General features: G+C 36.7%; 22 protein-coding genes. 7 read left to right on the top strand and 15 right to left on the bottom strand.

Annotated elements, in window-relative coordinates; translation table 11 throughout:
* The first annotated feature begins 62 nt into the window (after positions 1 to 62).
* Positions 63 to 917, top strand: a complete 855-nt coding sequence (locus CD118_RS05600; RefSeq protein ID WP_103356370.1) for an oxidoreductase — start codon at positions 63 to 65, stop codon at positions 915 to 917.
* Positions 918 to 1,726: 809 nt separating this feature from the next.
* Here the strand turns inward: CD118_RS05600 and CD118_RS05605 are convergent.
* Complete coding sequence (locus tag CD118_RS05605) at positions 1,727 to 2,266, bottom strand: hypothetical protein (protein ID WP_050331837.1); 540 nt, start codon at positions 2,264 to 2,266, stop codon at positions 1,727 to 1,729.
* Positions 2,267 to 2,513: 247 nt separating this feature from the next.
* Between CD118_RS05605 and CD118_RS05610 the strand changes: the two genes are divergently transcribed.
* Positions 2,514 to 2,951 carry a LytTR family DNA-binding domain-containing protein gene (locus CD118_RS05610; protein WP_050346123.1) on the top strand — a complete coding sequence of 146 codons (438 nt, stop codon included), beginning with the start codon at positions 2,514 to 2,516 and terminating at the stop codon, positions 2,949 to 2,951.
* On the top strand, positions 2,948 to 3,418 hold the full coding sequence (locus tag CD118_RS05615) for a DUF3021 domain-containing protein (protein WP_060830420.1): 471 nt from the start codon (positions 2,948 to 2,950) through the stop codon (positions 3,416 to 3,418). Before CD118_RS05610 ends, CD118_RS05615 begins: the two co-directional genes overlap by 4 nt.
* 125 nt (positions 3,419 to 3,543) lie before the next feature.
* Here CD118_RS05615 and CD118_RS05620 read toward each other — a convergent pair whose 3' ends face one another.
* A complete protein-coding gene (locus tag CD118_RS05620; protein WP_103356371.1) occupies positions 3,544 to 4,011 on the bottom strand; it encodes a GNAT family N-acetyltransferase in 468 nt (155 codons plus the stop codon).
* A gap of 189 nt (positions 4,012 to 4,200) precedes the next feature.
* Between CD118_RS05620 and CD118_RS05625 the strand changes: the two genes are divergently transcribed.
* On the top strand, positions 4,201 to 4,635 hold the full coding sequence (locus CD118_RS05625) for an antibiotic biosynthesis monooxygenase family protein (RefSeq protein ID WP_103356372.1): 435 nt from the start codon (positions 4,201 to 4,203) through the stop codon (positions 4,633 to 4,635).
* Positions 4,636 to 4,790: 155 nt separating this feature from the next.
* On the opposite strand, the gene cntE is transcribed toward CD118_RS05625, so the two are convergent.
* The 11 genes from cntE to CD118_RS05680 all read right to left on the bottom strand — a co-directional run bounded on the left by cntE (position 4,791) and on the right by CD118_RS05680 (position 17,419).
* Positions 4,791 to 5,975, bottom strand: a complete 1,185-nt coding sequence (gene cntE / locus CD118_RS05630; protein ID WP_050331839.1) for a staphylopine family metallophore export MFS transporter CntE — start codon at positions 5,973 to 5,975, stop codon at positions 4,791 to 4,793.
* 11 nt (positions 5,976 to 5,986) lie between these two features.
* Positions 5,987 to 6,727, bottom strand: coding sequence for an ABC transporter ATP-binding protein (locus tag CD118_RS05635; RefSeq protein WP_060830423.1), 741 nt, complete (start codon positions 6,725 to 6,727; stop codon positions 5,987 to 5,989).
* Positions 6,721 to 7,539, bottom strand: a complete 819-nt coding sequence (cntD, locus tag CD118_RS05640) for a staphylopine uptake ABC transporter ATP-binding protein CntD (protein WP_050346127.1) — start codon at positions 7,537 to 7,539, stop codon at positions 6,721 to 6,723. The genes CD118_RS05635 and cntD overlap by 7 nt, the downstream gene beginning before the upstream one ends.
* Positions 7,539 to 8,402 carry a staphylopine uptake ABC transporter permease subunit CntC gene (gene cntC / locus CD118_RS05645; RefSeq protein WP_050331842.1) on the bottom strand — a complete coding sequence of 288 codons (864 nt, stop codon included), beginning with the start codon at positions 8,400 to 8,402 and terminating at the stop codon, positions 7,539 to 7,541. The genes cntD and cntC overlap by 1 nt, the downstream gene beginning before the upstream one ends.
* A gap of 1 nt (position 8,403) precedes the next feature.
* Positions 8,404 to 9,336, bottom strand: coding sequence for a nickel/cobalt ABC transporter permease (gene opp1B / locus CD118_RS05650; RefSeq protein WP_060830425.1), 933 nt, complete (start codon positions 9,334 to 9,336; stop codon positions 8,404 to 8,406).
* Positions 9,337 to 9,349: 13 nt separating this feature from the next.
* A complete protein-coding gene (gene cntA / locus CD118_RS05655; protein WP_060830426.1) occupies positions 9,350 to 10,948 on the bottom strand; it encodes a staphylopine-dependent metal ABC transporter substrate-binding lipoprotein in 1,599 nt (532 codons plus the stop codon).
* Between the two features lie 144 nt (positions 10,949 to 11,092).
* Positions 11,093 to 12,385: a staphylopine biosynthesis dehydrogenase gene (cntM, locus tag CD118_RS05660; protein WP_060830427.1), complete on the bottom strand. Its 1,293-nt coding sequence runs from the start codon at positions 12,383 to 12,385 to the stop codon at positions 11,093 to 11,095.
* Positions 12,385 to 13,206, bottom strand: a complete 822-nt coding sequence (cntL, locus tag CD118_RS05665; protein ID WP_060830428.1) for a staphylopine biosynthesis enzyme CntL — start codon at positions 13,204 to 13,206, stop codon at positions 12,385 to 12,387. The genes cntM and cntL overlap by 1 nt, the downstream gene beginning before the upstream one ends.
* Positions 13,207 to 13,216: 10 nt before the next feature.
* Positions 13,217 to 14,026 carry a histidine racemase CntK gene (gene cntK / locus CD118_RS05670; RefSeq protein ID WP_050331847.1) on the bottom strand — a complete coding sequence of 270 codons (810 nt, stop codon included), beginning with the start codon at positions 14,024 to 14,026 and terminating at the stop codon, positions 13,217 to 13,219.
* Between the two features lie 320 nt (positions 14,027 to 14,346).
* Positions 14,347 to 15,051 carry a midas domain-containing protein gene (locus CD118_RS05675; RefSeq protein ID WP_060830429.1) on the bottom strand — a complete coding sequence of 235 codons (705 nt, stop codon included), beginning with the start codon at positions 15,049 to 15,051 and terminating at the stop codon, positions 14,347 to 14,349.
* Positions 15,052 to 15,259: 208 nt separating this feature from the next.
* A complete protein-coding gene (locus CD118_RS05680; RefSeq protein ID WP_060830430.1) occupies positions 15,260 to 17,419 on the bottom strand; it encodes an LPXTG cell wall anchor domain-containing protein in 2,160 nt (719 codons plus the stop codon).
* Between the two features lie 333 nt (positions 17,420 to 17,752).
* Between CD118_RS05680 and CD118_RS12330 the strand changes: the two genes are divergently transcribed.
* Positions 17,753 to 17,863 (top strand): TM2 domain-containing protein, encoded by a 111-nt coding sequence (locus tag CD118_RS12330; protein WP_342587134.1) that lies wholly within the window; start codon positions 17,753 to 17,755, stop codon positions 17,861 to 17,863.
* 98 nt (positions 17,864 to 17,961) lie between these two features.
* Entirely contained in the window at positions 17,962 to 18,351 is a 390-nt protein-coding gene (locus tag CD118_RS05690; RefSeq protein WP_060830431.1) for a DUF488 domain-containing protein, read from the top strand.
* Between the two features lie 31 nt (positions 18,352 to 18,382).
* Here CD118_RS05690 and CD118_RS05695 read toward each other — a convergent pair whose 3' ends face one another.
* Positions 18,383 to 19,525 (bottom strand): MFS transporter, encoded by a 1,143-nt coding sequence (locus tag CD118_RS05695; RefSeq protein ID WP_060830432.1) that lies wholly within the window; start codon positions 19,523 to 19,525, stop codon positions 18,383 to 18,385.
* Between the two features lie 353 nt (positions 19,526 to 19,878).
* Between CD118_RS05695 and CD118_RS05700 the strand changes: the two genes are divergently transcribed.
* Positions 19,879 to 20,463, top strand: coding sequence for a hypothetical protein (locus CD118_RS05700; protein WP_060830433.1), 585 nt, complete (start codon positions 19,879 to 19,881; stop codon positions 20,461 to 20,463).
* A 229-nt stretch (positions 20,464 to 20,692) separates the two neighbouring features.
* On the opposite strand, the gene lip is transcribed toward CD118_RS05700, so the two are convergent.
* The gene (gene lip, locus CD118_RS05705) at positions 20,693 to 22,744 is read right to left on the bottom strand and encodes a YSIRK-targeted triacylglycerol lipase (RefSeq protein ID WP_103356374.1); all 2,052 of its coding nucleotides are present in this window, start codon (positions 22,742 to 22,744) and stop codon (positions 20,693 to 20,695) included.
* Positions 22,745 to 22,848: the final 104 nt, after the last annotated feature.

Raw genomic sequence — 22,848 nt, forward strand, 5'->3', positions numbered from 1 at the left:
ATCGTAATACATTAAAGCATATCAGTAAATCATCCTATATTTATAAAGAAAAGAGGGCAAACATGACTAAAATTGCAGTAATAGGGCCTGGCGCTGTGGGCGCATCTCTTACCTTTGCACTTTCGCACACATTTGATGTCACTTTAATAGGCCGTAAAAATCAAACCATTCATTTTCAAGAATCGAATGCGCAAGTCCAACAGGAACTGACTGTTCGTGCTATTGAAGCGGTACAAGAACCGTTTGATGTGATTTTTATTGCTGTGAAAACGCATCAATTATCCGCTGTCATTCCAGAACTCGTCCATTTGACACATGCAAACACATTGGTGATTTTGGCACAAAACGGCTATGGTCAACTCAAACAATTAGCAGATTATCATGCTTATCAAGCTGTTGTTTACATTAGTGGTCAAAAACAAGAGCAACGCGTGACACACTTTAGAGACTATAAACTTCATATCCAGGCAGACGCTCATACAAAACAACTTGCTCAACAACTAAAAGACGCCCCGTTAGAACTTGTACTCGAAGATCATATTGAAAATGCGATATGGTATAAACTCATCGTAAATTTAGGAATTAATACTATAACCGCACTAGGCCGTGATACCGCACGTGTATTACATGATGATGCGATGGTTCAACTTTGTCGACACTTATTAGAAGAAGGCACAGCCGTTGCGCAAGCTGAAGGCATTCAGTTGGATGACAATATCGTAGACGCCATTATGAAGATTTATGCCGGGTATCCTGATGAAATGGGAACAAGTATGTATTACGACATCATGCAAGGTCAACCTTTAGAAGTCGACGCCATTCAAGGTTATATTTATCAACGTGCTCAAGCACATCAAATAGCCGTTCCTCATCTTGAAACCGTTTATACACTACTTGCTTATCAAAACGCTAAGTAAGGATGAATTATTTCCTACTCTATTTATTATTGAGTAAAATTACTGCGCTGAAATCAAATGTAACAACCGTCGCATATTAATCACAAATATAATTAAGAAGATTGAGTTACAGCTTACTTGCAAGCCGAACTCAACCCTCTTTCATTTTTTATACTAATACAGGCCAATAATCTTTAAAGGTTTAAATATTCTCTAAGGATTTTTCTGTAATCTGACTCATTTTAATATTTCTGCGTTAAGTTCTTATCAATCATCACTATTATCTCATCTACACTATAGAACTTAGGTTAGAATATATAAAAGAATTGGTTGTAATTTGTTGTATGTTGTTAACTTTCGTCAGCAACACTTTTTGACTTCGGTAACATTTAGTGATACTATAATGATAAGAAAAACACCTAGCCTAGGCTACCAACCGTGAACTAGGTGCAAAAACATAGCAACATATTAGTGATCTTCCAGACTCAAATATGTTAATCATTACAGCCTATTATATAGGTGCTCTCGTTACCCCAATAACGAGAGCCTATTTTTTTTGTATTTTTAAACAATAAGGTCACTGCATACAAAGTACCAATAATACTTATAGATATTGTTAAATAAATATCCAAGTTGATTATTATTGTCATCTGTTATCACCTCAAATCATTACATATTTAATAGCTGAGAATGATTAACACATGACTAATAGGCTTCTATGTTTTATAACCCTAATTATACCTATTCTATTATCAGATAAGTATGTCCTCCCTATTACTCGTTTTAGAAAATATATAATTTGTATCGATTGATTTCCGCATATACTTTGATTATCCATCTACCTCTATAAACTGCAATTCATAAACTGAACGGTCATCGTAACGATTAAAACTATCGATATTCCCTTTTAAATATAACGTTTGCGTTTTCCGACTCACATTATGTTGATATGTCATTTTAATTTGTAAATTTGATTCATACCCATTATTTTCAATAGTGCGATTTAACTCATCGAATACAGCTTTATTAATAGGTAATAAATAACTCTCTTTACTTGGCAAAATACTAACATACTTTCTTTGTAAAACTTGGCCTTCGTCGATAAACACTTCTATTTTAATTTGTTTTGCTGCACCCGCACCAAGATTAAATAACTTCAAAAAATCGTCTCCTATATCTGTAGAAGTTGTTGAAGCCGTATTTTTTAATTTTAATCTTTCGCCATCTCGTGTCATCAAAATCTGATTGAATCCTAGTGCAGGTAAAAAACTCATTTTCATTTGATAGAGTTGGATACTCACAGATACAAAATAAAATAACGCCATAATAAACGTCCCAATGGAACCAATTGCAGAGATTAAATTGATCATCACATACTCCTTTCGACAAAAGTTTAAAATAGTGGTTCGTAATTTCCACATTTGAGACCACTTTAAACCTTACTACACCTTGCGGACAATATAATGGATGAATATATTAAAAATTATTGACGCTTTTCTATCCCCACCGTTCATTTTCCTTACGATGCCGTTTAACAAGAATCCACTACCATATAGCAAGAGCAGATAGTATTTTTGGGTTTTCTTTGGTTTACTTAATACAAGGAGGTTAGCGCCTATGAAAGTTAGCATTACGCTTGATCCAGCGATGGCAGAGGATCACATCCATATCACTACAAAGTCTATGACTCCTGATTTACAAAAAATAGTTACAGAAATTCAAGAAGATACGCCCTATTTGAGTGTAAAAACAGAAGATAACGCCATTTACTTTGTAGACACAACAGATATTATTGCTATTTATACGGAGCAACAAAAACTTAAAATCATAACAGTAATTAGGACATTTACAATGGTAGAACGACTCTACAAAATTAAAGTTAAATTGCCTGCATCATTTATTCAGATTTCTAAAAGTGAGTTGATTAATCTCAACTATTTAAATCACATTGAAATCACATCTAGTGGTAGTTTAAAACTGATTTTCAAGCACGACTATTTAACTTATTCCTCGCGCCGTTATGTGAAATCTATTAAAGAGAGGTTAGGTCTATGAAAACAATTAAAAATAGTTTTTGTATCGGAGTGACAATCGGTGTGTTAATTTCAATTTTCATTTCGATGATTTTTAGCAATCATGAATACCATCCTACAAATCCTATTTCTACAATTGGCGAGTGGTATTATCAAACTTTTACTGAAGCGCAAATCATGCTCATTATGATGATTCTATGGGGTATTATTGGCATCTTGTTTCAATGGGGTGCAAAAATATTCGAATACGACGATACTTCATTAACAAAACGGACATTATGTCACTTTTCCTTTATGTTTTTACTTTTTCTTCCGCTCGCTTGCTTAGCAGGATGGTTCCCTTTGAAAATCACTGCCTTTGTATTTTTTGCCATTATTTATAGCTTTATATATTTCATCATTTGGGGTATCAACTACTTAATAATTAAGAAAGAAATTCAACAAATTAATCAATCGTTACAACAAAAAACTCATACGTCTAAAAAGTAACTCTTCTGTTCATCCTATTCAAGAACCACTGTGGCTGAGGTCAGGACATAGCCTATACTTCTATCAATTGTTCTAACTTAATGTTAGAAGCATCACTGTCCTACCCAACCACATGCTTTTTATATTTAAGATATGTTACTCGATGGTATAAGCTCTTTTTCTAACACTAGCATATCTCGGCATTGAATGCCTTCTTCATAAATAGGGGCATAACCTTGTCTGATAAAATAATCATGTTGTATAGCAACAATTCGGAATCCATTTTTTTGGTAGATTTTCAATTGTCTTAAACTTGAATTTCCTGTACCTATGCTTAAGTAGTGATAACCTTCATCGGCGTATATTTTTGTCAAAGTATCGAGGATTTTACGCGCATAGCCTTGCCCTTCAAATTGTGAGGACACACTCAAATTCATAATCTCCGCTTTTGTGTCTCTCTCATGCACCACAGCAATACCTACCAACGTCTTCCTTTCAATCCATCCATAACATTTCCCTGCTTCAAATACTGCTTTTACTTTTTCAAGATTTGGATCAGCCGTAAGCATTAATGTTTGAATATCCTTTGTTAAATCTGTATATTGATGCAGCATTGTTTTATCTCCCCTTTATTATTCATTCTCTCTCTATTTAAATCTGTTAAAAACAACTTTAACGTTTCACTATTATAATGAGATTTTATAGTTTAATACAACAAAATTTACAGTTACAAAATTTAATTTATGCAATTAAAGCGTGCAATAACGGGTATAAGTTATAAAGGATAAGGAGGATGTATAAAAATGATACTCTCTCATAAAGATCACCTTTATCAGATTGAAGAAAATGATTTAGAAACCACGATTTATAAAAATAATGATGCAAAAACATATACGGCCATTGAAAACATTGGTATGCTTTCACCTGACCATTTCTGTGTGATGAATTATATTAAAGTTACTCGCTACAGTGAAGCTATTTTTGAGGAACGTTTTCTTAATCGAACGTCCTACTTAGATGAAACGCCCGGGTTCGTCGCTTTGAGAGTATTGAGACCCTATGACCCACAAAATCACTACATTATTTTATCCTTATGGGATGACCGCGACAGTTTTGAAGCGTGGCAAACGTCTTCACATTATGAAAGTATACACAAAGAACATCATCAACTTGAAGGTCTCGATCAAGAGGTTATAGATTTAAATGCTTCATACCTCATTAAATTCGACATTTATTAACGCCAGTATGCAAAAGGCGTCATTCTTACAACAACACACATATAACGCTATATATGGGTTTAGGATTAAATATATGCATATGATTGAATCACAAAAACGCTCCCTTATTAAGCAGTGTATATCAATCAGCTTAATGAAGGAAGCGTTACTCATTTTTAACGTTCTATAAATTGTGGTCTACGGTCAATGCTCATCACAGTAATGATGGCCATTAAAATACCGCATATGAGATACATATTTGCATAACCTGTTAAATCGGCGATAGGTCCCATTAAGGCAGCACCTAATGATACGCCTAAATCTGCAGTTGCAATAAATAGTCCGAGAAGCATGTTACGCCCTTGCTTCGGTAACTTGAAACTCAAGAAAGACGTGAGCGTTGGATAAACCATCGCTTGTGTAATACCTATCATGATTGCACTCACATAAAGAATCAGTGCACCTAGATAAGGTCCCATCGCAATCAAGAATAAAGCAATCGTGAGCAATCCGAGTACTTTCAGCATAAATCCAACGTGCCATTTCCCGTCTGAAGGAATATACTTTCTTAAAAAGAATCTCGAAAATACGACTGTAATCGCTTGAATTGCTAAAAAGACACTGGCATGCCCAACTTGATATGTATTCACATACAATACAATAAATGTAGAAACTGCACCAAATCCAATAGAGGCAATGAGCATAATCATACCTGATTTGAATAAAAATGGGTTTTTAAACAGTTGTAAAAATACCGTTACAGGTCCATAAGGTGGTTTCTCAGGTTGTTCGGCTTGTGGTTCGTGATCTTGATTTAACGTTGCACTGAAGCCGACTACACCTGTTGTCACTGCAATGATAATCATCGCGAGTGCAAAGTAACTGAGGTTATCTAAATTCCAAATACCTACCGCTATGATGGGTCCAATAATTCCTGGTATGTAAGAGAATAGAGAATATAATGAAATCCCTTGTGAACGGTCTTCTTCAGGTAATGCATCAATAATACCAATTTGTAATGACATTGAGAAAAAGGCTGTACATACCCCTTGCATCACACGTGCTACGAAATAACCTTCAAGTCCTGTGAAGCCATACAGGATAAGTGCAAATCCATTGATCACTAAAATCCATCTCAATATTTTGATAGGTCCAATTTTAGCTATTACTTGTCCCGCCCATGGTCTAAAGAGCATCGCAGTGAGCATGTAAGCCCCCATCACGATACCAATTGTTGCGTTTGTTGCGCCTAAGTCATGACCGCGTAAAGGAATCATAACGTTAAGGATCGCATTCGCACTAAAGAAGAAGAGTGCGAGTATATATAATCTTAGAAAAGGCCATGCCAATGCACCTTTCATACAATTGCCTCCTAGTTCATAAATTGTTTTGCAAAAAGTTCGCGTGTATACGCGTGTTGCACATTGTTTAATGTATCACGATTCAATCGCTCTTGAATCTGTCCATCGTTAAAAATCACTAAATCTTCACATAAATATACAGCTGCTTGTATATCATGTGTGATAAAAATAAAACTCAATTGATGAACATCCCTTAAATGAATCAACAAATCTAAAATCTGTGATTGAATTGACATATCTAATGCACTGATGGCTTCGTCCAAAACAATATAATCGGGCTTTGTGCTAATCGCTCTCGCAATGGCAACGCGTTGTGCCTCTCCTCCAGACATCATTTGTGGGTATTTATCAAGATATTGCGCATCTAAACCAACACTTTTTAATAAATCAACCATATACGCCTCTTTATCGTTCACAGGTGATTCACATTGCCGTAACGCTTCTCTTAAAATTTGCCTCACATTGAAGTATGGGTGTAAAGAAGATTTATAATCTTGGAAAACGACACTCATTTTCCCCAATCTAACTTGGCGATGACAGACATCACGGCCATTGAGTAATACCTTTCCACTATCTGGTTTTTCAATACCTAAAATCATGCGTGCTAAAGTGGATTTCCCACTCCCACTTTCACCTATGATTGCAATACTTTGGCCTTTATCGCATTTAAGGCTAACAGATTTTACAATTTGACGCTTACGTCGTCTTTCACCACTGCGATATGATTTCGTTACATTTTGAACTTCTAACATGTCATATCACCTCTTAGCGCCTTAAAATGCTTTGAAACGCGATCACGTGCCGCAATTAAAAATTGCGTATATTCATGCTGCGGTTGATTAAAAATTTGTTCCGCTGGTCCAGACTCAACGACATCTCCATGACGCATAACGAGAACCGTATCGGCAATACTTTTAACCACTGCTAAGTCATGCGAAACAAAAAGCATGGCACAGCCAATTTTTTCTTTAATTTCGCGTAGTTCTTCAATGACTTCATACTGCGTAATTGCATCTAAAGCTGTTGTAGGCTCATCAGCAATAATCATATCCGGTTTGAGTGCAAGGGCAAGAATAATCATCAACCGTTGCAACATCCCACCAGACAATTGATGGGGATAAGATTTTAAAATACGGTTAAAATCTCTTAACCCCAACATGTCAAAATAATGTTTTAACGTTGCTGTCTGCTCTTTTTTAGACATTTTTCGATGCTGTTGCAACATCATTTTCATTTGTGTCCCAACCGTGAAAGTCGGATTAAATGCCGTACCGCCCTGTTGCATAATCATCGCAATACGTCGCCCTCTTATTTTTCGAAGTTCCTGTTCTGAGGCTTGATGAAGATTTTGATCTTGGAAAGTGACTTGGCCACTCATTCGTATATTTCGATCATTGATACCTAATAAGGCTTTACATGTAACCGATTTTCCACTCCCGCTTTCACCGATAATCGCGATGACCTCGCCGCGATGTAGCGTAAAATTACAGTGGTGGACTAAGACATCGTTTGTGTTGCCATCAATTAATGTTAAGTCTTCTACATGCATCACAGTATCTTGCATTATATCCACCCTTTCTTAATCCGTTGCTTCATTTGTTGTTTAGACAACTTAGGATCGATTGCAATTTGTAATGCATCAGATAAAAAGTTGACAGCTAATACGATAATAATAATCGTAATGCCTGGCGCAAACATAAGCTCTGGGTGACTGAACATGACTTTTCGTGCTTCATTCATCATCATGCCCCATTCTGCAGTAGGCGCCTTGACTCCTAATCCTAAAAATGAAAATCCGGAAATTTGTAATATCATGGATACCATTGAACTTGTTGAAATAATCGCAATATCTGCTAAAGTTCGTGGCAAAATATGGGTCGCAATAATACGACTGTGTGATAAACCAATTGTTCGTGCAAACTTCACATCATCTGAGTCTCTATATTGCATGACACTCGTCCGAATGATACGGCAAAACCATGCCCAACGTGTGATAATGAGCGCTACGATAATACTTTTCAAACCGATGCCCAGTACGCCGATGAGTGCTAACGTCATGACATAAGTCGGAAACGATAACATGATGTCGCAAGCACGCATAATGATCGCATCAACCCACTTACCGAAGTAACCAGAAATGAAGCCTAAAACCGTGCCTATAAATACTGAACATATAAGCGCAAATAAAACTAAAATAAAGCTCGGTCGAATCGCAAAAATAATACGCGTTAAGATATCACGACCTAAATGATCTGTACCGAGCCAATGTGCGAATGACATTCCTGCAAATTTATGATCAATATCAACTTCATTCGGCTGATAAGGTGTGACAAAAGGTGCAAAAACGCCAAGCAATAAATACATAGCGATAATTGCCAATGCCCATTTTGCGCCTGTATCTTTTAATAACCTTTGAAAGACAATCATATTAGCCTTCCTCCCTTAACCTTGGATTCAGCCACATATTGATGACATCTGCAAGTGTATTAAAAAGTATAAATAAGACAGAAACAACAAGCACATAAGCTTGGATAATTGGAAAGTCTTGTTCAAGTACGGCTTTCACGCTTAACTGCCCCATACCCGGCCATGCAAAGACATTCTCTATCACGACCGAACCACCTAAAATCAATGGTATAGACATACAAAAGATAGAGACAACGACTTGCATCGCATTACGTGCAACATAAAGCAAAAGTTTAGATGTCGGGACACCCATTGCACGCATATATAAGACATAATCTTGATCCAATTGTTGAATAACAGCACTACGCACATTTCTAAAATATATCCCTGTATACCCTAACGTAATAACAAGTACCGGTAGGATATAGCTTTCTGGTCCTGTCAATCCTGATGTTGGAAGTATGTTCAGTTTGACTGAAACAAAAATAATTAAAATCGCAGCAAGCCAATATGAAGGGATTGCAGTTAAAACAAATGCTGTACTTCGTGTGACACGGTCGAACCATGTCCCACGAAATAAAGCAGTCACAATACCAAGTAACATAGATAATAGAATAATGACTACACTTGATACGAGTGTTAATTTAAGCGTGTTAAAAAATGCTGGCCATAATCTTAAACTCACATCTTCGCCGGTCACAAAACTATGACCAAACTTTAACTGCACTGCCGATTTGAACCACTCCCAGTATTGCACAATAAAGGGATCATTCAGCCCATACTTTTCACGTGTCTGTTCAACCAAACTTTGTGAAATATTTGGAACTTCTTGTGCATGTAAAATAACTACAGCTGGATCTTCATTCGACAAATGTGTTAAAGCAAATGTGAGAAAGCTAATCACAATTAACAATGGTACGGTCAGTAACAAACGTTTGATTACACTGTATACCATACGTTAGGCATCCTTATTTATATTCCATTTGCTCAAATGGTAATTCATATTGTGATTGTTTGAATGAGATATCTTTTAAATCTTTAGGTGCAACAACTGTCATACCACCATGAGAAATCGGAATGAAAATCGCTTCGTCATGAACAGTTGTTAAAATATCTTTATATTTTTCTTTTTGAGTTGTAGCATCTTGTGTTGATAATGCTGTATCAATATCATCGAATAATTTTGATTTTTCTTTAATACCAGAAACTGCTGATTTGTATCCTGTATCTGCTTTAAATGCAGAAATTGTACTTTGTGGGTCATATTGTAAGCCCCAAGTTTGGTTGAATAATAAGTCATAATCACCTGAAGTACGGCGTTCAGCAACTTTATCAGAAGTTTCGCCTACAATTTTCAATTGCATACCGATATCTTTTGCTTTCGCTTGTATAAATTCAGCTTCTTGTTTTTGTGAATTTGAGTGGTTGTCATAATATAACTTCATTTCTAGTTTTTTACCATCTTTTTCACGAACTTCGCCTTTTTTAGATTGTTTCCAACCTGCATCGTCTAAAAGACTTTCAGCTTTTTTCAAATCAAATTCACGTTTTGGTAAATCGATATTCGCATGTGGCACGTTTTTTGAGAATAATTGTGATGCAGGTTTTTCAGTTTTATCTAAGATTTTTTCTGAAATTCGTTTTTGGTCTACACTATGCCATAATGCTTCACGAACCGCTTTGTCTTGCGCAGGACTATCTTTTTTACCAGAGTTCGCAACAATCATTTTAGTGTTCATTGGTTTACTACGCTTCAACTGGTAGTCGCCTTCGTCAACTAATTTTTTCATTGCTTCATTATCTACGTTGTCAGTTCCACGGTCATCTGTAAATGCAAAGTTAACTTCACCTTTTTGAAGAGCTAAGAATGATGTTTCACCTGCTGGTAATACTTTTGCAACGATTGATTTTAATTTAGGTTGTCCACACCAGTAATCATCATTACGTTCGAATTTAGCTTGTTCGTCTTTTTCATGTGATTTCAACTTATAAGGACCTGTACCTACATAAGATTTCAAACCATCTTTCGTACCGCCATCTTTAAAAGCTTTTGGTGACACAAACACAAATGGGCGTGTCATCGCTAATTCTTCTAAAGTTGCATTGTAAGGTTCTTTAAGTTTCAATACGAATGTATAATCATCTTTGACTTCTGTTTTATCAATTAAAGTAGAAACTTTAATCCATGAGTGTAACTTTTTATTGGCTTGAACAGCATCAAAATTCTTTTTAACGGCTTCTGCATCAAATTTTGTCCCATCATGGAATTTTACACCTTCACGTAAATGGAATGTATAAGTTTTACCATCTTTAGAGACATCCCATGATTTGGCTAATAAAGGTTCAATCCCCTTTTGTGTATGATCAACTAACGATTCATAAACCATACCTTGCGCGGACATAGAACCACCATAGACGTGTGGATTCATATCTCCAATGTCTTTAGATGTTGCATATGTAAGATTTTTCTCTTCTTTTTTCTCATCTAATGCCTTTGAACTCCCACAAGCTGATAAAACAAGTAACAAGGCCATACATAAAGTCAGCCACTTCAAAGTCTTTTTCATAATCTTTTTCCTCTCTTTTCTCCTTGACCCTTTTTTGGGGTATATGAAGTTTATATTTAGTCATATCATTAAACAGGCACGCAGTGATTCAATTTAGACATCTCTCTATGTGACCATTCGAGACGCATAATAAGAAAGCCTTTTTTAGTGCGACATTAATTGTGATTCAATGCATGCAATATCATGCGCAAAATCTTGCACTTTAAATTGTGATGAAAAACTATCATTCCGATGACTGGCTTGAAATGCTTCTAACTGTGCTTCATATCGATGCATAAAGGTGTCCATCATAGGTGTGTTAATTTTGAGCACACGTGCAATTCCGCGCATAATCTGTGTTCGATAGTAATCTTCACTCGGCATACGTGGAATTTGCCATTCCCCTGATTCATTTTGAAAGACATGCTTAAATGGAACGGCAGAAAAATCAAAATATTTACCCGTCGCATCTGGTTTTGAAAATGGATCAATCAGAATACCTGTATAACGTACATATAAAAGATACTCTTGCTCCACTGGCGATAATGTTTCAAATGCTTCGATTTTGGAAGCATCGATTGTTTCTTCACGGAGTGGGTAATTTTCTTTCACCATAAATTTCAATAAATTCAAAGTTTCAATATTCATTTCCTGCAAAATATGCATCACTTCTTGCCACATTAGGCGCATTTCCGTGATACATTTCATCGTTATTGGTCCTTCTGGGAACAATTTGTAAACAAAAAACGGCACATCGGTACCTTGAAACACCGCTTTAAGTGCGTGCATATTCATAAATAATGCTGGGTGGACATAGAGCGAGCTATTGCGTGACTCCGCTTGAAGTGGATGTTCCACCACTGTCACTGGCACGCCAATTTGAGTCATTAATGCAACCATTTCCTGGAAAGTTTGAGTATTTGATTGAGTCGAGCCGATATAAAGACGTTTCTTCACCCCTTTAGTGATTACACGGTGCGGTTGATCTACATCCATCACACCCGTATCTCCTAAATAAGTTGAAAATGAAATGACTTCTATATTCGGTTGGTACGCTTGCAATTGCTGTTTCACAATCATATGCGATCCAAATGTTGGTGAAATAAGCACAACGCTTTTCAATTGCGTTAAAACACGTTCCGAAATCTGAGATAACACTTCACTATATGCATCCGCTGTACAAGCAAGGACGAGCACATCATATTGCTTTTGAATGTCATGATAACTTTCATAGACCTCGGCTAACATTGCTTCTCCAGCTAATTGTTGATGTGCTTCATTTTGAACAGAAACTTCAACTTTTTGCGTTTGTTGATAAGCCTCAATAAATTTGCGTGATTTCTCTGATTGTAAACTTCGGCTTGCCATCGCAATCTGATTATCTGAGTATTGATCAAACAACACTGCCAGTTGAATGGCCACAGGGCCTGTTCCTGCTATCAATACTGACTTTGACATTACGATACGCCCCTTTCATCTGCTTTTTGATAAAGTGCAATATCAAAAATCTGATCGGGTTGCGTAATATCAGCCACACATGTCCAATGATGTGGATATATGTCCTGTTTTGGATAGTTAAAGATAGATTTTAAGTCATTTCCATAACGCATAGAAACCACAACGTCTCGATTTGTTAACTCATAGAGCTCTGCGAGAATATCATATTTCATTTTAACTGTAGAGCTGAAAATGATATGCGTCACATCTCGAATCGCCTCTAACTCATTCACGTTTTTACGATGAATCTCAATGGTTTCATTCGGTGCTAAGATTTCAATCACTTTTTGGCCATAGTTTACGGCATCTTCATCAATATCAATACCAATCACATGAGCACCTGTTTCCTGTGCAATCTGAACGAGTGTCATGGGATACGCACCAGAACCTACGAGTAATACCGTATCTTCCGGTGTTATTTCAAACTGGCCAAATTCTTCCACAATGCAGTGCTCTATATTTTCAAAATAGCCTGATGAACCTGCATTTCCTGATATTAATCGACGTGCACGTGTCGATTCCATTAATTTCACGCAACGTGAAGTAATCTCAGCTAATACGTGAATCAACTGTGTATTAGATACTGGATGTGTATACCACTGTTGGTATACTTGTGCTTGTTGCTCATCAAGAATATAAGCACTGTAATCATCTACCAATTGTTCTAAATCTCGTACTGCGTGTTCGCTTGCTTGTGCTTTTTCGTATAATTGCTCGAATTGTTGCGCATAGTTTTCTAACTGCGCTTCAAATTGTTTAATCTCTTGTCGCATGTCGATCATGGTTCTCTCCTTATTCTAAGTATGCTAATCCCGTTGCAACTGTAGAAACATGACCCTTTATGGAAATTTCATAGCCCTCATCTTGTCGACGAGTTGAAACAGATAATGCGCCACCCGGCTGCAAAATCTCCTCTTCAATATGTGAACTGTGTCGGCGATATGCTTCATAAACGCCCACTGAACCTGTTCCAGAACCACAGCTCTGCTCCCAAATGATACTGTCAACTTGAGGTATGTATATCAGTGGATGCAAACGTCGTTGATGTGCTTCATATAGCATGATACCAATCGCAGTGAAATGCTCCGGCCATTGATGTTGACGCACGAATTTTTCAACTGATATTGCCAAACGATCTGACCATACTGAAATCGGACAGACAAAATGTTGATATGTATCATATTGAATTTCTAAACCATCAAAAATAACATCATCAATTGTATATTGTTTCTCAAGTATTTCCGTCGGTCCAGGTAACGCAACTTCATATTCTCCTGTTTCTTCATAAAAAGCACACTGCGTCGGTTCGCTCAAACCTGAAACTTGAAGTTCAAATGAAGAAGAAGGTAATAGATCTCGCGTTTTCAAATAATGAATAAATGACAAAGTGCCATTACCACAAAATTCTTGTCCGCTCATAACAAGTTGATGTGGAATATCACCTTTGGCATCAACAATAAACCCAACTTGTTCACACCCCACGTGTGATGTTTGCATTAATTGCTGCGCTATACCCGCATATTCTGAAGGATCATGAGTAGAATCTACTAAGACTGTCATATTTCCAGATGGATTAAATTTCGAAAAATGAACGATTTCCAAATGTATTCAATCTCCTTTTTAAATAAATATGCTTTGTTACAAATCGTAATCATAACGATTTAAAAATATCCTACTCTCTTCTTTTTAAATTGTCAACAATGATAATCATTATCGATTTAAATGCTTATAAAAAAAGAACCATAAAATGACAATTGCTTGACATTTTATGATTTCCCTTAATAATATTTAATTTATTTTTTTAAAATTACATTTAACTTATGCGTCATCGAATAAGATGAACTTATTATAATAAGGAAGTAAGACGTCACATCATCGTGCAGACGTCTTGATTTTTAACGCAAAACGGCTCATCTAATCCCTCACTGGCTGATTGACATCTTTGCCGTAATGTTGTGTAAACGTGGGTCATTGTGATGCGCTTCATATAATGGAAGCAACGGCATTTCTTTACCTGAACTTAATAACATTTGATAATCAATCAGTGCACTTTGTGTGCCACCAATAAATAAAGTATTCGGACTCACACCAACAATCGTCACAAAATTCCCTTTAGGTGGCGACACCATATAAAACTGCATGCCTTCAGGTGCATTGGGAACTTGACTGGCAGACGTCACCTGTAAATGATTTACAGTTCTTGATTCTGTTCCAGCTGCTCCCACATATTCATACATTCCTTGATCGATTTCTGTTGCTGTGATTGTATAATGGGCCGCATCTTCCACAAAGAATGCGAGCGCAATTTTCTTTTTAATATCAATCCGGTCTATGTCTGACGGGTTCGGCTCCGATTGGGGCTTCGTTTCACCTTTCTTTTCTTGTTGAACTTTTTCATGATGTTCCTTGTGACTTTCGCTTGGTGATTGTGCTTCTTCTTTCTTATCTTTTGGTGCTGCTTTCTTACTCGATTGTTGTTGATCTGTTGTCGTTTCTTTTTCTTGAGTAGCCGGTTCAGAAGTTTGAGGCTCGGCTTTGTTTACTTTTTCTTCCTTTTGATGATTGTCCTCACTGCATCCCGTTAAAATGACTAATAATGATATACATGTTGTAATTAATTTTTTCATTCTGATACCTCACTTTATAAGCGTTGCACTATACACTTATAAATATATCAAATAAAATTAAATATACAATATGCTGTTATCTTTTTTAACGCTTCTCCCAAAAAAACGACGAAAGCGAGACAGAAATCAATTTGATTCCATTGTCCCGCTTTCATACACAAAGCTTTAATAAAGACTTCTATCTTTCAATTAAATCGTTATTCTGTGATTAACGTGTTTGTTTTTGTTGCTTGCGTCGTTTGTATGCCAATAATGATACGCCTGAAACCATTAATAATAGAGACCATAACGTTGATGCCTTCTCTTGACCTGTCTCTGGTAATACAGATACAGATTTTGGCTCAGCCTTGGCTATATGTGGTTTAACTAAATAATCAACGGGTGTTGTTGGCATTGTAGATTGAAGTTGAAACCCGTTCACATGGCCTATACTTCCTTTTTCATGATGTACTAACTTTAATGTTGCTAAATGCTGTCTGTATGGAACCATGTCTTCCATATCTTGCGTAAAATCAGACTCTACAGATACCGATGCATCTGCCGCTTGTTCGTTCTCACCTTGACTTGGTACAGACGCAGGTGTCACGTGTTCAGGCATTGTTGTTTTTGTGACTGAAGTGGGTTGCGTCATTTTGGGTGTTTCAGCGCTTGCTTGATGATGTTCAGACGCATCACGCTTTTGCTCCGCTTTGACAGCTGGGCTTGCGTCATTTTTATCAGTTTCTTTTGCCGTTTCATGTTGCACTGCAGCTTGCGTATCTTGTTTCACTTCTTCTTGTTGTGCTTCGTCGTGCTGCTTTGTTGCTTCTTCTACTTTAGGTGCTACGACTTCGTTAGCAGGTTTAAAACTGCGTATTTCAAATATATCGTCGTCTTCATCTGAATAGTCGTCAAATACTTCGTCTTCCATGATTTCATCAATATCAACAGGTTCAATATATTTTTCAATTTGCGCTAACGTTTTTTGTGTCGTTGGGTCTACTACAGTTAACGTTAACGTTTCACCATTGTACATACGATAGCCAGCTTCTTTAATATTGAAAGTAAAGTTACCCTCTTGATCTGCTTGAAGCGTTGGGAAGTGTCTATACTCGCCTAAGTTTGAATCAATTCGAATAAGTGCATTTGCATATTTCGTACGACCTGTCATCTCTTTTGTACCTTCTAAGATTAACTTGTCTTCACCACGAATCGCTGTTTCAATAACATCTCCAAAAATGTCATTAATTTGAATCGCTTCATCTACATCTTTTAATTCTTTTACAGGTTCAATCGCATTATGATCAAATAATGTATGGGCTTTTTCAACCGCTTCAAATGGTTCTGTTAAAACATTAAATACAAATGAAGGCATTGTATCTTGTTCATTGTCTGATTTAAAAGAAAGTGACACGAGGTCCCCTTTTTTCAATGCATAAGATTTATCGAAAAGACGGTTGAATTCGAATTCAAAAAAGCCTTTAGGATCAATAAATTTCCAAACGCCATCATAACGTGTTTCATACGCTTCTTTACTCAATTGTTCAAGCGTTGAAGTTGAATCCCCTAAATTAATAAACTTACCGTTAATCGCAAGTGCAACCTTGCCTTTAACTGATGTATGACCTTTAACCACACCTGTACCTTCTAAAATAGGTTCAATCCATACTTGGTGTCGACCGTTAATTTGAGGAATACGTGTTTCTGGAATTTCGTATGCTTTTTCATATCTAGGCGTTGTATACGAAGCTTTAGGACCTTCGCCTTCAGCGTCTAGTAGTAATCCTTCTAACGATAAATCACTTTCTTCATGGTCTCCTGCTGTTACCTCTTCTTTTTCTTCTGAATCTACCGCATGCGTCGCAGTATCTTGCTCTACTTCATGAGGCGCCACTGTTGCTTCTTCATCAGAAGTTTCCAACGCTTCTTCATCATCTTCTAAAGCATCTAAGTCTAGAGGTTCCGTTGCTTCAACATCTACTTTTTGGTTATAAACGATTTTTCGCCCATTCAAATCATACGTAAATTTCCCGTTCTCATCAGACACCACTTCTTGAAAGTCATCTTCAAGATTAACGACATCTTTATTATCAATTTTAAGTGAAATAGCTTTGTTAGGCTGTGTGTAGCCTGAAACTTGTGTATCGCCTGGGCGCACTTCATCTAAATGTATAAAACTTTCATTTTCCGCTTGTTCTGATGCCGTATTGTCTTCCACTTGTTGATTTTCATTCACTTGTTTCTCATCAACAGACACGGCTGATGCTTCTTGAGCCGTTGTATCTTCTGAAGCTTCCGCTGTACCATTTGAAATCACAAAAATTGCTGCCGCTGCTGTAGAAACTAAACCGATCTTCAATTTTCTTAATTTATAATTTTCCTTTAACATCTTTAACCTCTCTACTAGAAAAAATCATTACTGCTTAACTTTAATATACTAAAGAGGTAAATCATATTAACTGAATATTAACTAGAACTTAAAAATGTGTAATAGCAATGGAAAACAATTTTATTCTTTAAATCAACTATTTAAAATAATGCATTATCTATTGCCATTTTATATTGTACGAGATAGTCATCTCTCAAATCTATTCACATTTTGTTGTATAATTACAATTAGGTGATGAAACAATGAAAGTCAATAAATGGATTTACGCTATACTCGCGATTGTTCTAGGGAGTAGGCGTTCACAAATTCTATTCGCATAAAATCGGACTCGGCATCTTATACGCTCTATTTTCTTGGACAGGTATACCCAGCCTAATTGGTTTTATTGAAGGTGTCCTCATATTACTCAAAACACCATATGAAACAAACGAAATTATTGTATAACACTCGCCAAATATTCTAATGTACTCAAGAAGAGCTTCGGGAAGAATGCGTCTTGCTTTCTACCCGTGCCCATTCAACATTTCAAAGGGGAGATTCTCGTGACTGTTAAGATTGAACGTATCTATACAAAAGCGCAAGAAAATAATGTTGTTCGTGTGTTGGTCGACCGAGTGTGGCCAAGAGGCATTTCTAAAGCAGAGGCAAATTTAGATTATTGGTTAAAAGAGATCGGTCCGACCTCTCAATTAAGAAAATGGTTTCATCATGATCCTGAACGTTTTGCCGCATTTAAAAATCAATATTTAAAAGAACTACAAACACTGGATGAACAACGCGCCGCATTTGCAGAATTACAGGAAATTGTAGGTCAAAATGAACATGTAGTCTTACTTTATGCAGCCAAAGATACTGAGCATAATCATGCTATTCTTCTACAAAACTGGATCAATCATCCACCCCAAACTCTTAAAAATAAAAACCAATCTTAGAGATTATCCTCTACAAGATTGGTTTTTGTACTTATGACACAACTTTGAAGCGATACCATATTAATCCGATTAAAGCAGAAGCTGCGCAAGAGACAAACAATAAGAGAATAAGATGATGAGCTATTAATCCTCCGCCAAGCCATGACCCTATAGTAATCCCTACATACATCGCAGTCTGATTCCACGCCATAATACTCCCCGAAAAAGCAGCATTCCGCTTCGAAATAAAAGATTGATACGCTGAGAAAAATAAATAACCACTGAAAGCCCATAACGTGAGAGATGGAAATAATAATAAAGGATGTGTAACGATCAATCCCACAACAATGAGTAGTACAGCTAAACCGGTCATGCCTATTTTGATAACGCGATCATTACCCAGATGATCTGAAAACCATCCCCCAGAAACACTTCCAATTAGGGCACCCATTCCGTAAAAGGTAAATGCAACACTCGTCATGAGGCTAGATAAACCTGTCACACTTTTAAAAATTTCACCAAGAAATGTATAGACACCATAGACAGCTAAAGCCCAAAACGTAGTAACAAGTACATCACGAATCATACCTTTAAATTTCTCGAAATCTGGTGACCGATGTGATTGCGAATGCATATGCTCTGGTAAAACAAAGCTATTTAAAGCACTTAATGCCAATGTCCCTATTGCTAAAATAATAAATACCGTTCGCCAGTTCGTAATGTTGCCAATTAAATTCCCTAAAGGTGCACCCACCCATATCGCTGTTAGAAAACCCGAAGTCGCTATAGAAAGGTATAAGCCATTTTTATTTTTAGGCGCTAAATCACCTGTAAGTGCAAAAACAGAAGAAGTAATCATGGCTGCAGCCCCACCTGCCCATACACGACTTAAAACGAGCACAAAATACGAGCTTGCGATAAAAGTAAGCCCATTCGCAAAAGAGAATAAAATAAGCCCGATAACAATATTTTTCTTTTTGCCCCATCGATCGGCTAAAACACCAAATAGCGGTGCCATAACCGCATACATAACTGCGAACGAGGTAACAATCCAACTGGCTTGTTGTGCAGATATATTAAATTCACGAATCATATTCGGGAGTAGCGGTGATACCACGAATAAATCTGTACCCACTAAAAAGAGCGTCAACCATGCGATACTTAAGCGTAATTGACTACGAACTTCATTGTACATATTCATACCTTCTTCAATTGTTTTTCTTTCATTACTTTAAGTCTATGACTAAAGCCACACGCCTTCAATATGAAAGCCACTTTACACACCCTATAAACACGCATGAATCTCTCTATTTTTAATTGTATTCTTAGAATGTCACCACGTTATTCTATGTACATACTTCCTTTTCCCCCTACATACTTCTTATCACTTTATTGGACAATCGTATCGAGGGCATGTATCTTTAAAATAAATAAAATATCATCAATATATAAACCACTTTTATGTAAAAATTTCTCTGAAATAAGACAAATCGCACACACTCATTTCTTTCCTGTATGATGACAATAATGGATAAAGGAGACATGTTTATGTATTTATTAGAATTACATCAATTTAATACTAAGCAAGTAGTCGGATTGTTTGAAACTGAAGCGGATGTTAAATCGTGGCTTCATGCAGTAGAGGGTATCAAAGTGGATAAAGAAGTTTTAGATGATGTCACTTTTGAAAATTACTATTTAGACTACAATGACCTTCCTAAATATCAAGAAGTGTATTGGCAGGAAAGTCAATATGTTCTCAGTCGATATACTTTCACATCCGATGGGGGTGACATTGTAGCTGTGTGGAACCCAATAGAAGTCATATCAGATGTCCACGGTCGTGTATCAGGACAAACGAGAGTGGGTGCATATGTTATCGATAATGATGAGGTAGAGTCTTATATTAACGCATTTGAAGAAATGAAAGCTTATCTTATTGATTATTTTGAACAAGCCCATCATGATGTAGGTGTATATGGTCAAGAATCTGAAGATGGCGCTTACCTCGAGGTCGATGGTCAATTTTGTGGTCATTTAGAAGGCTATTTAGTCGATGAATGGCAAAATAAACTATCAAAAACAGCTTTTATCGAGACGCATTTTGAAGATTTAAATAACGCCTCATTTTAATCAAACAAACGAGATTGGAGGCGACCTCTATTGAAATAGAAATTCGCCTCTAAATTTTTGTCTTTTTTGTGTTACCCATAAATAAACAGCTCGCCTATCGTTACTCTTTAACTGTCCACTTTGACTTACATACTTTCATCGAGAAGTGAGACAACCTTTCCTCTTATAGAGATGTCGATTTCACATTGCATCTAATATTTAAGAAGACAATCTATAGGTATCCATCTGATTAACTTTGATACCTTTCCGATGCATGGGTCTCTAATGCTTCAACACCTAAAAGATGATTTACGATTCCCATATAGAAATTCGCCAATTCTGCACCCGTATGTTTTAAATCAGTCGCATCAATACCAATAAAGTCTACATGATCCCAGCCTTGCAAGATAGGCCTCACTTGCCAAATCCCTTTTCTTGTACCAGAATCTTCTGCTGTAATATCTATAAATGCCTGGTTAAATGGGTGCAAAGAAGAAATCACAGGTACAATACCATCATTTTTACGCCATGCGACATTAGCATCATGCCCAATAATTCTACTTGTTAAATCCATAAGTGGAAATTGACCAATACTTGGGTTTTCATTACCTAGCGGACCAGTATGAGAAGCTAGTCCTGTATATGTTGTATACGTGATGTTTGGATTTAGACTGGTCATTTCATTCAACTTTGCCGCTCCTTCAAGGGTTAAATCATAAGCAGCATTATCCGTTGTTGTCCAAATGCGACTATTACTGACACGATTAATATATTCAAGACGTGTTTCACCCGGCTGTTGTTGAAACCCCCACTGCCTCAAACCAAAGTCTACTGTTGAATTTTTATTACCAGCTAACCTGTTTAAGGCATACATAATATTTCTTACGATATCTTTATTACCAATCTTATCAGCAGCTTGTGAACCATTATGTGGTGTTCCCAAAGTCGTAATAGAGGCAATCATATTATCCTGACCCCCAAGAAACAATGATGAAATTTCTCCACCATGTTGCTTATGATAAGCAATTTCTTCTTGGTTCCCATTTCTCAAAAATTGCTCCATTAAACGAATCGTTTGACCTCCCATACTATGACCAATCAAGTGGATTTTTTTACCTGGTTGCCAATCGCGCATAATACCTTCATACGTTCTACCGTAGCGTTCATGACCATATTTTGCTGCATGGGCAGCACCGTAGTCCACACGTCCACCTTTAATATAATAATACAATTCTACTGCGCGATCATAATTACTAGCAAAAGCCCCTACACTCGCTTGATAGATATCATATCCCTTGTTTTTCAGTTCATCCACTACCTTGAACTTATTGCCACCCCAATAATTAGGATATAACGGAAAAGTATTCTGATCGACTAATCCTAGGAATCCATGAACTAAAACAATAGGGTACTTATTAATATGTTGGGCTTGCCGTAGTTTGTGACTATACGTTTTTTGTGTATCAGCCACTGTCGCCAACGTTGAAGTGCGTGCTACTGGCTGACTTTGAGGAACAGCCTTAGCTTTATTTTCATTTTTATCATCAATATGTGTCGCTGGTTGTTTGGCTTTTCCATTATGATGGTTAACATCGTTCGCTTTTGGCGCAACGCTTCCTGCAGTTTGTTGATCTTGATTTTGCGCTGTTATATCTGAATTGGTTTTATCTTTAACTTGCAAGAGCGCGCGTGGTACTTGATTAGAAGATGTTGCATGTTGTGGGTCATTGTTCTTATTAGTGATCGTATTTGTTGCGTTGTCATCATTTCCTGGGTGATTGTCATTAACTTCTGTGTTTTTTTCTGTCTCTTTTGCATCAGGTTTAATATTATTTGCTGGTTCAATCGATGTAAGGGGGATTTCTTTATTAGTTTGTCGATCTGTTAACGATGTTGCATGTGACGCGTCGGCAACCTTGTTGATATGATTTTGATTAGTATTTGTGTGATTTTGTTGTTCAACCAGAGTTAGCTCAGGTGTCGATTGAACTTCTGGCTTAACCGCATTTAATCGCGTTAAGTCTGTTAGTTTAACATTTGCCTGTTGATCTAGTTGTTGATTTGTTGCTGGTTGTAACTTTTCTGCAGGAATTTCTTTTTTTGTTACGCCGTTAACATCATTAGGGGTTGATTGCTCACCTTTTTGAACCACTGCTGCAGGTGCATGATTTCCATTTGTAACTTGTTCAGCTGCTTGTGCCTCATGGGTACTCACAAAGAACGTCGTTGCAGCTAAAACAGAGACGACACCAATAGAATACTTTCTGATAATATAACGCTTATTTCCTTGATTATTTTCCACTTTACCACCTCAAATGTTTTTCATCCCACATTTAAGATTGAATAACTGATAACTATAATATAACATCATTCATCGTATTTTTTGTTTTTTGGTTATAAAATTGC

Origin of the sequence: Staphylococcus coagulans (genome assembly GCF_002901995.1) — a bacterium.
In the GTDB taxonomy this organism is placed as follows: Bacteria; Bacillota; Bacilli; order Staphylococcales; family Staphylococcaceae; genus Staphylococcus; species Staphylococcus coagulans.

Excerpts from the sequence above, each read along its gene's own strand:
- CD118_RS05680 (WP_060830430.1), bottom strand. The coding sequence starts at position 17,419 with ATGTTAAAGGAAAATTATAAATTAAGAAAATTGAAGATCGGTTTAGTT.
- CD118_RS05675 (WP_060830429.1), bottom strand. The coding sequence starts at position 15,051 with ATGAAAAAATTAATTACAACATGTATATCATTATTAGTCATTTTAACG.
- CD118_RS05695 (WP_060830432.1), bottom strand. The coding sequence starts at position 19,525 with ATGTACAATGAAGTTCGTAGTCAATTACGCTTAAGTATCGCATGGTTG.
- CD118_RS05625 (WP_103356372.1), top strand. The coding sequence starts at position 4,201 with ATGATACTCTCTCATAAAGATCACCTTTATCAGATTGAAGAAAATGAT.
- CD118_RS05600 (WP_103356370.1), top strand. The coding sequence starts at position 63 with ATGACTAAAATTGCAGTAATAGGGCCTGGCGCTGTGGGCGCATCTCTT.
- cntL (WP_060830428.1), bottom strand. The coding sequence starts at position 13,206 with ATGATCGACATGCGACAAGAGATTAAACAATTTGAAGCGCAGTTAGAA.
- cntD (WP_050346127.1), bottom strand. The coding sequence starts at position 7,539 with ATGCAAGATACTGTGATGCATGTAGAAGACTTAACATTAATTGATGGC.
- cntE (WP_050331839.1), bottom strand. The coding sequence starts at position 5,975 with ATGAAAGGTGCATTGGCATGGCCTTTTCTAAGATTATATATACTCGCA.
- CD118_RS05605 (WP_050331837.1), bottom strand. The coding sequence starts at position 2,266 with ATGATCAATTTAATCTCTGCAATTGGTTCCATTGGGACGTTTATTATG.
- CD118_RS05620 (WP_103356371.1), bottom strand. The coding sequence starts at position 4,011 with ATGCTGCATCAATATACAGATTTAACAAAGGATATTCAAACATTAATG.
- cntM (WP_060830427.1), bottom strand. The coding sequence starts at position 12,385 with ATGTCAAAGTCAGTATTGATAGCAGGAACAGGCCCTGTGGCCATTCAA.
- cntA (WP_060830426.1), bottom strand. The coding sequence starts at position 10,948 with ATGAAAAAGACTTTGAAGTGGCTGACTTTATGTATGGCCTTGTTACTT.
- CD118_RS05700 (WP_060830433.1), top strand. The coding sequence starts at position 19,879 with ATGTATTTATTAGAATTACATCAATTTAATACTAAGCAAGTAGTCGGA.
- opp1B (WP_060830425.1), bottom strand. The coding sequence starts at position 9,336 with ATGGTATACAGTGTAATCAAACGTTTGTTACTGACCGTACCATTGTTA.
- CD118_RS05610 (WP_050346123.1), top strand. The coding sequence starts at position 2,514 with ATGAAAGTTAGCATTACGCTTGATCCAGCGATGGCAGAGGATCACATC.
- cntC (WP_050331842.1), bottom strand. The coding sequence starts at position 8,402 with ATGATTGTCTTTCAAAGGTTATTAAAAGATACAGGCGCAAAATGGGCA.
- CD118_RS05615 (WP_060830420.1), top strand. The coding sequence starts at position 2,948 with ATGAAAACAATTAAAAATAGTTTTTGTATCGGAGTGACAATCGGTGTG.
- CD118_RS05635 (WP_060830423.1), bottom strand. The coding sequence starts at position 6,727 with ATGTTAGAAGTTCAAAATGTAACGAAATCATATCGCAGTGGTGAAAGA.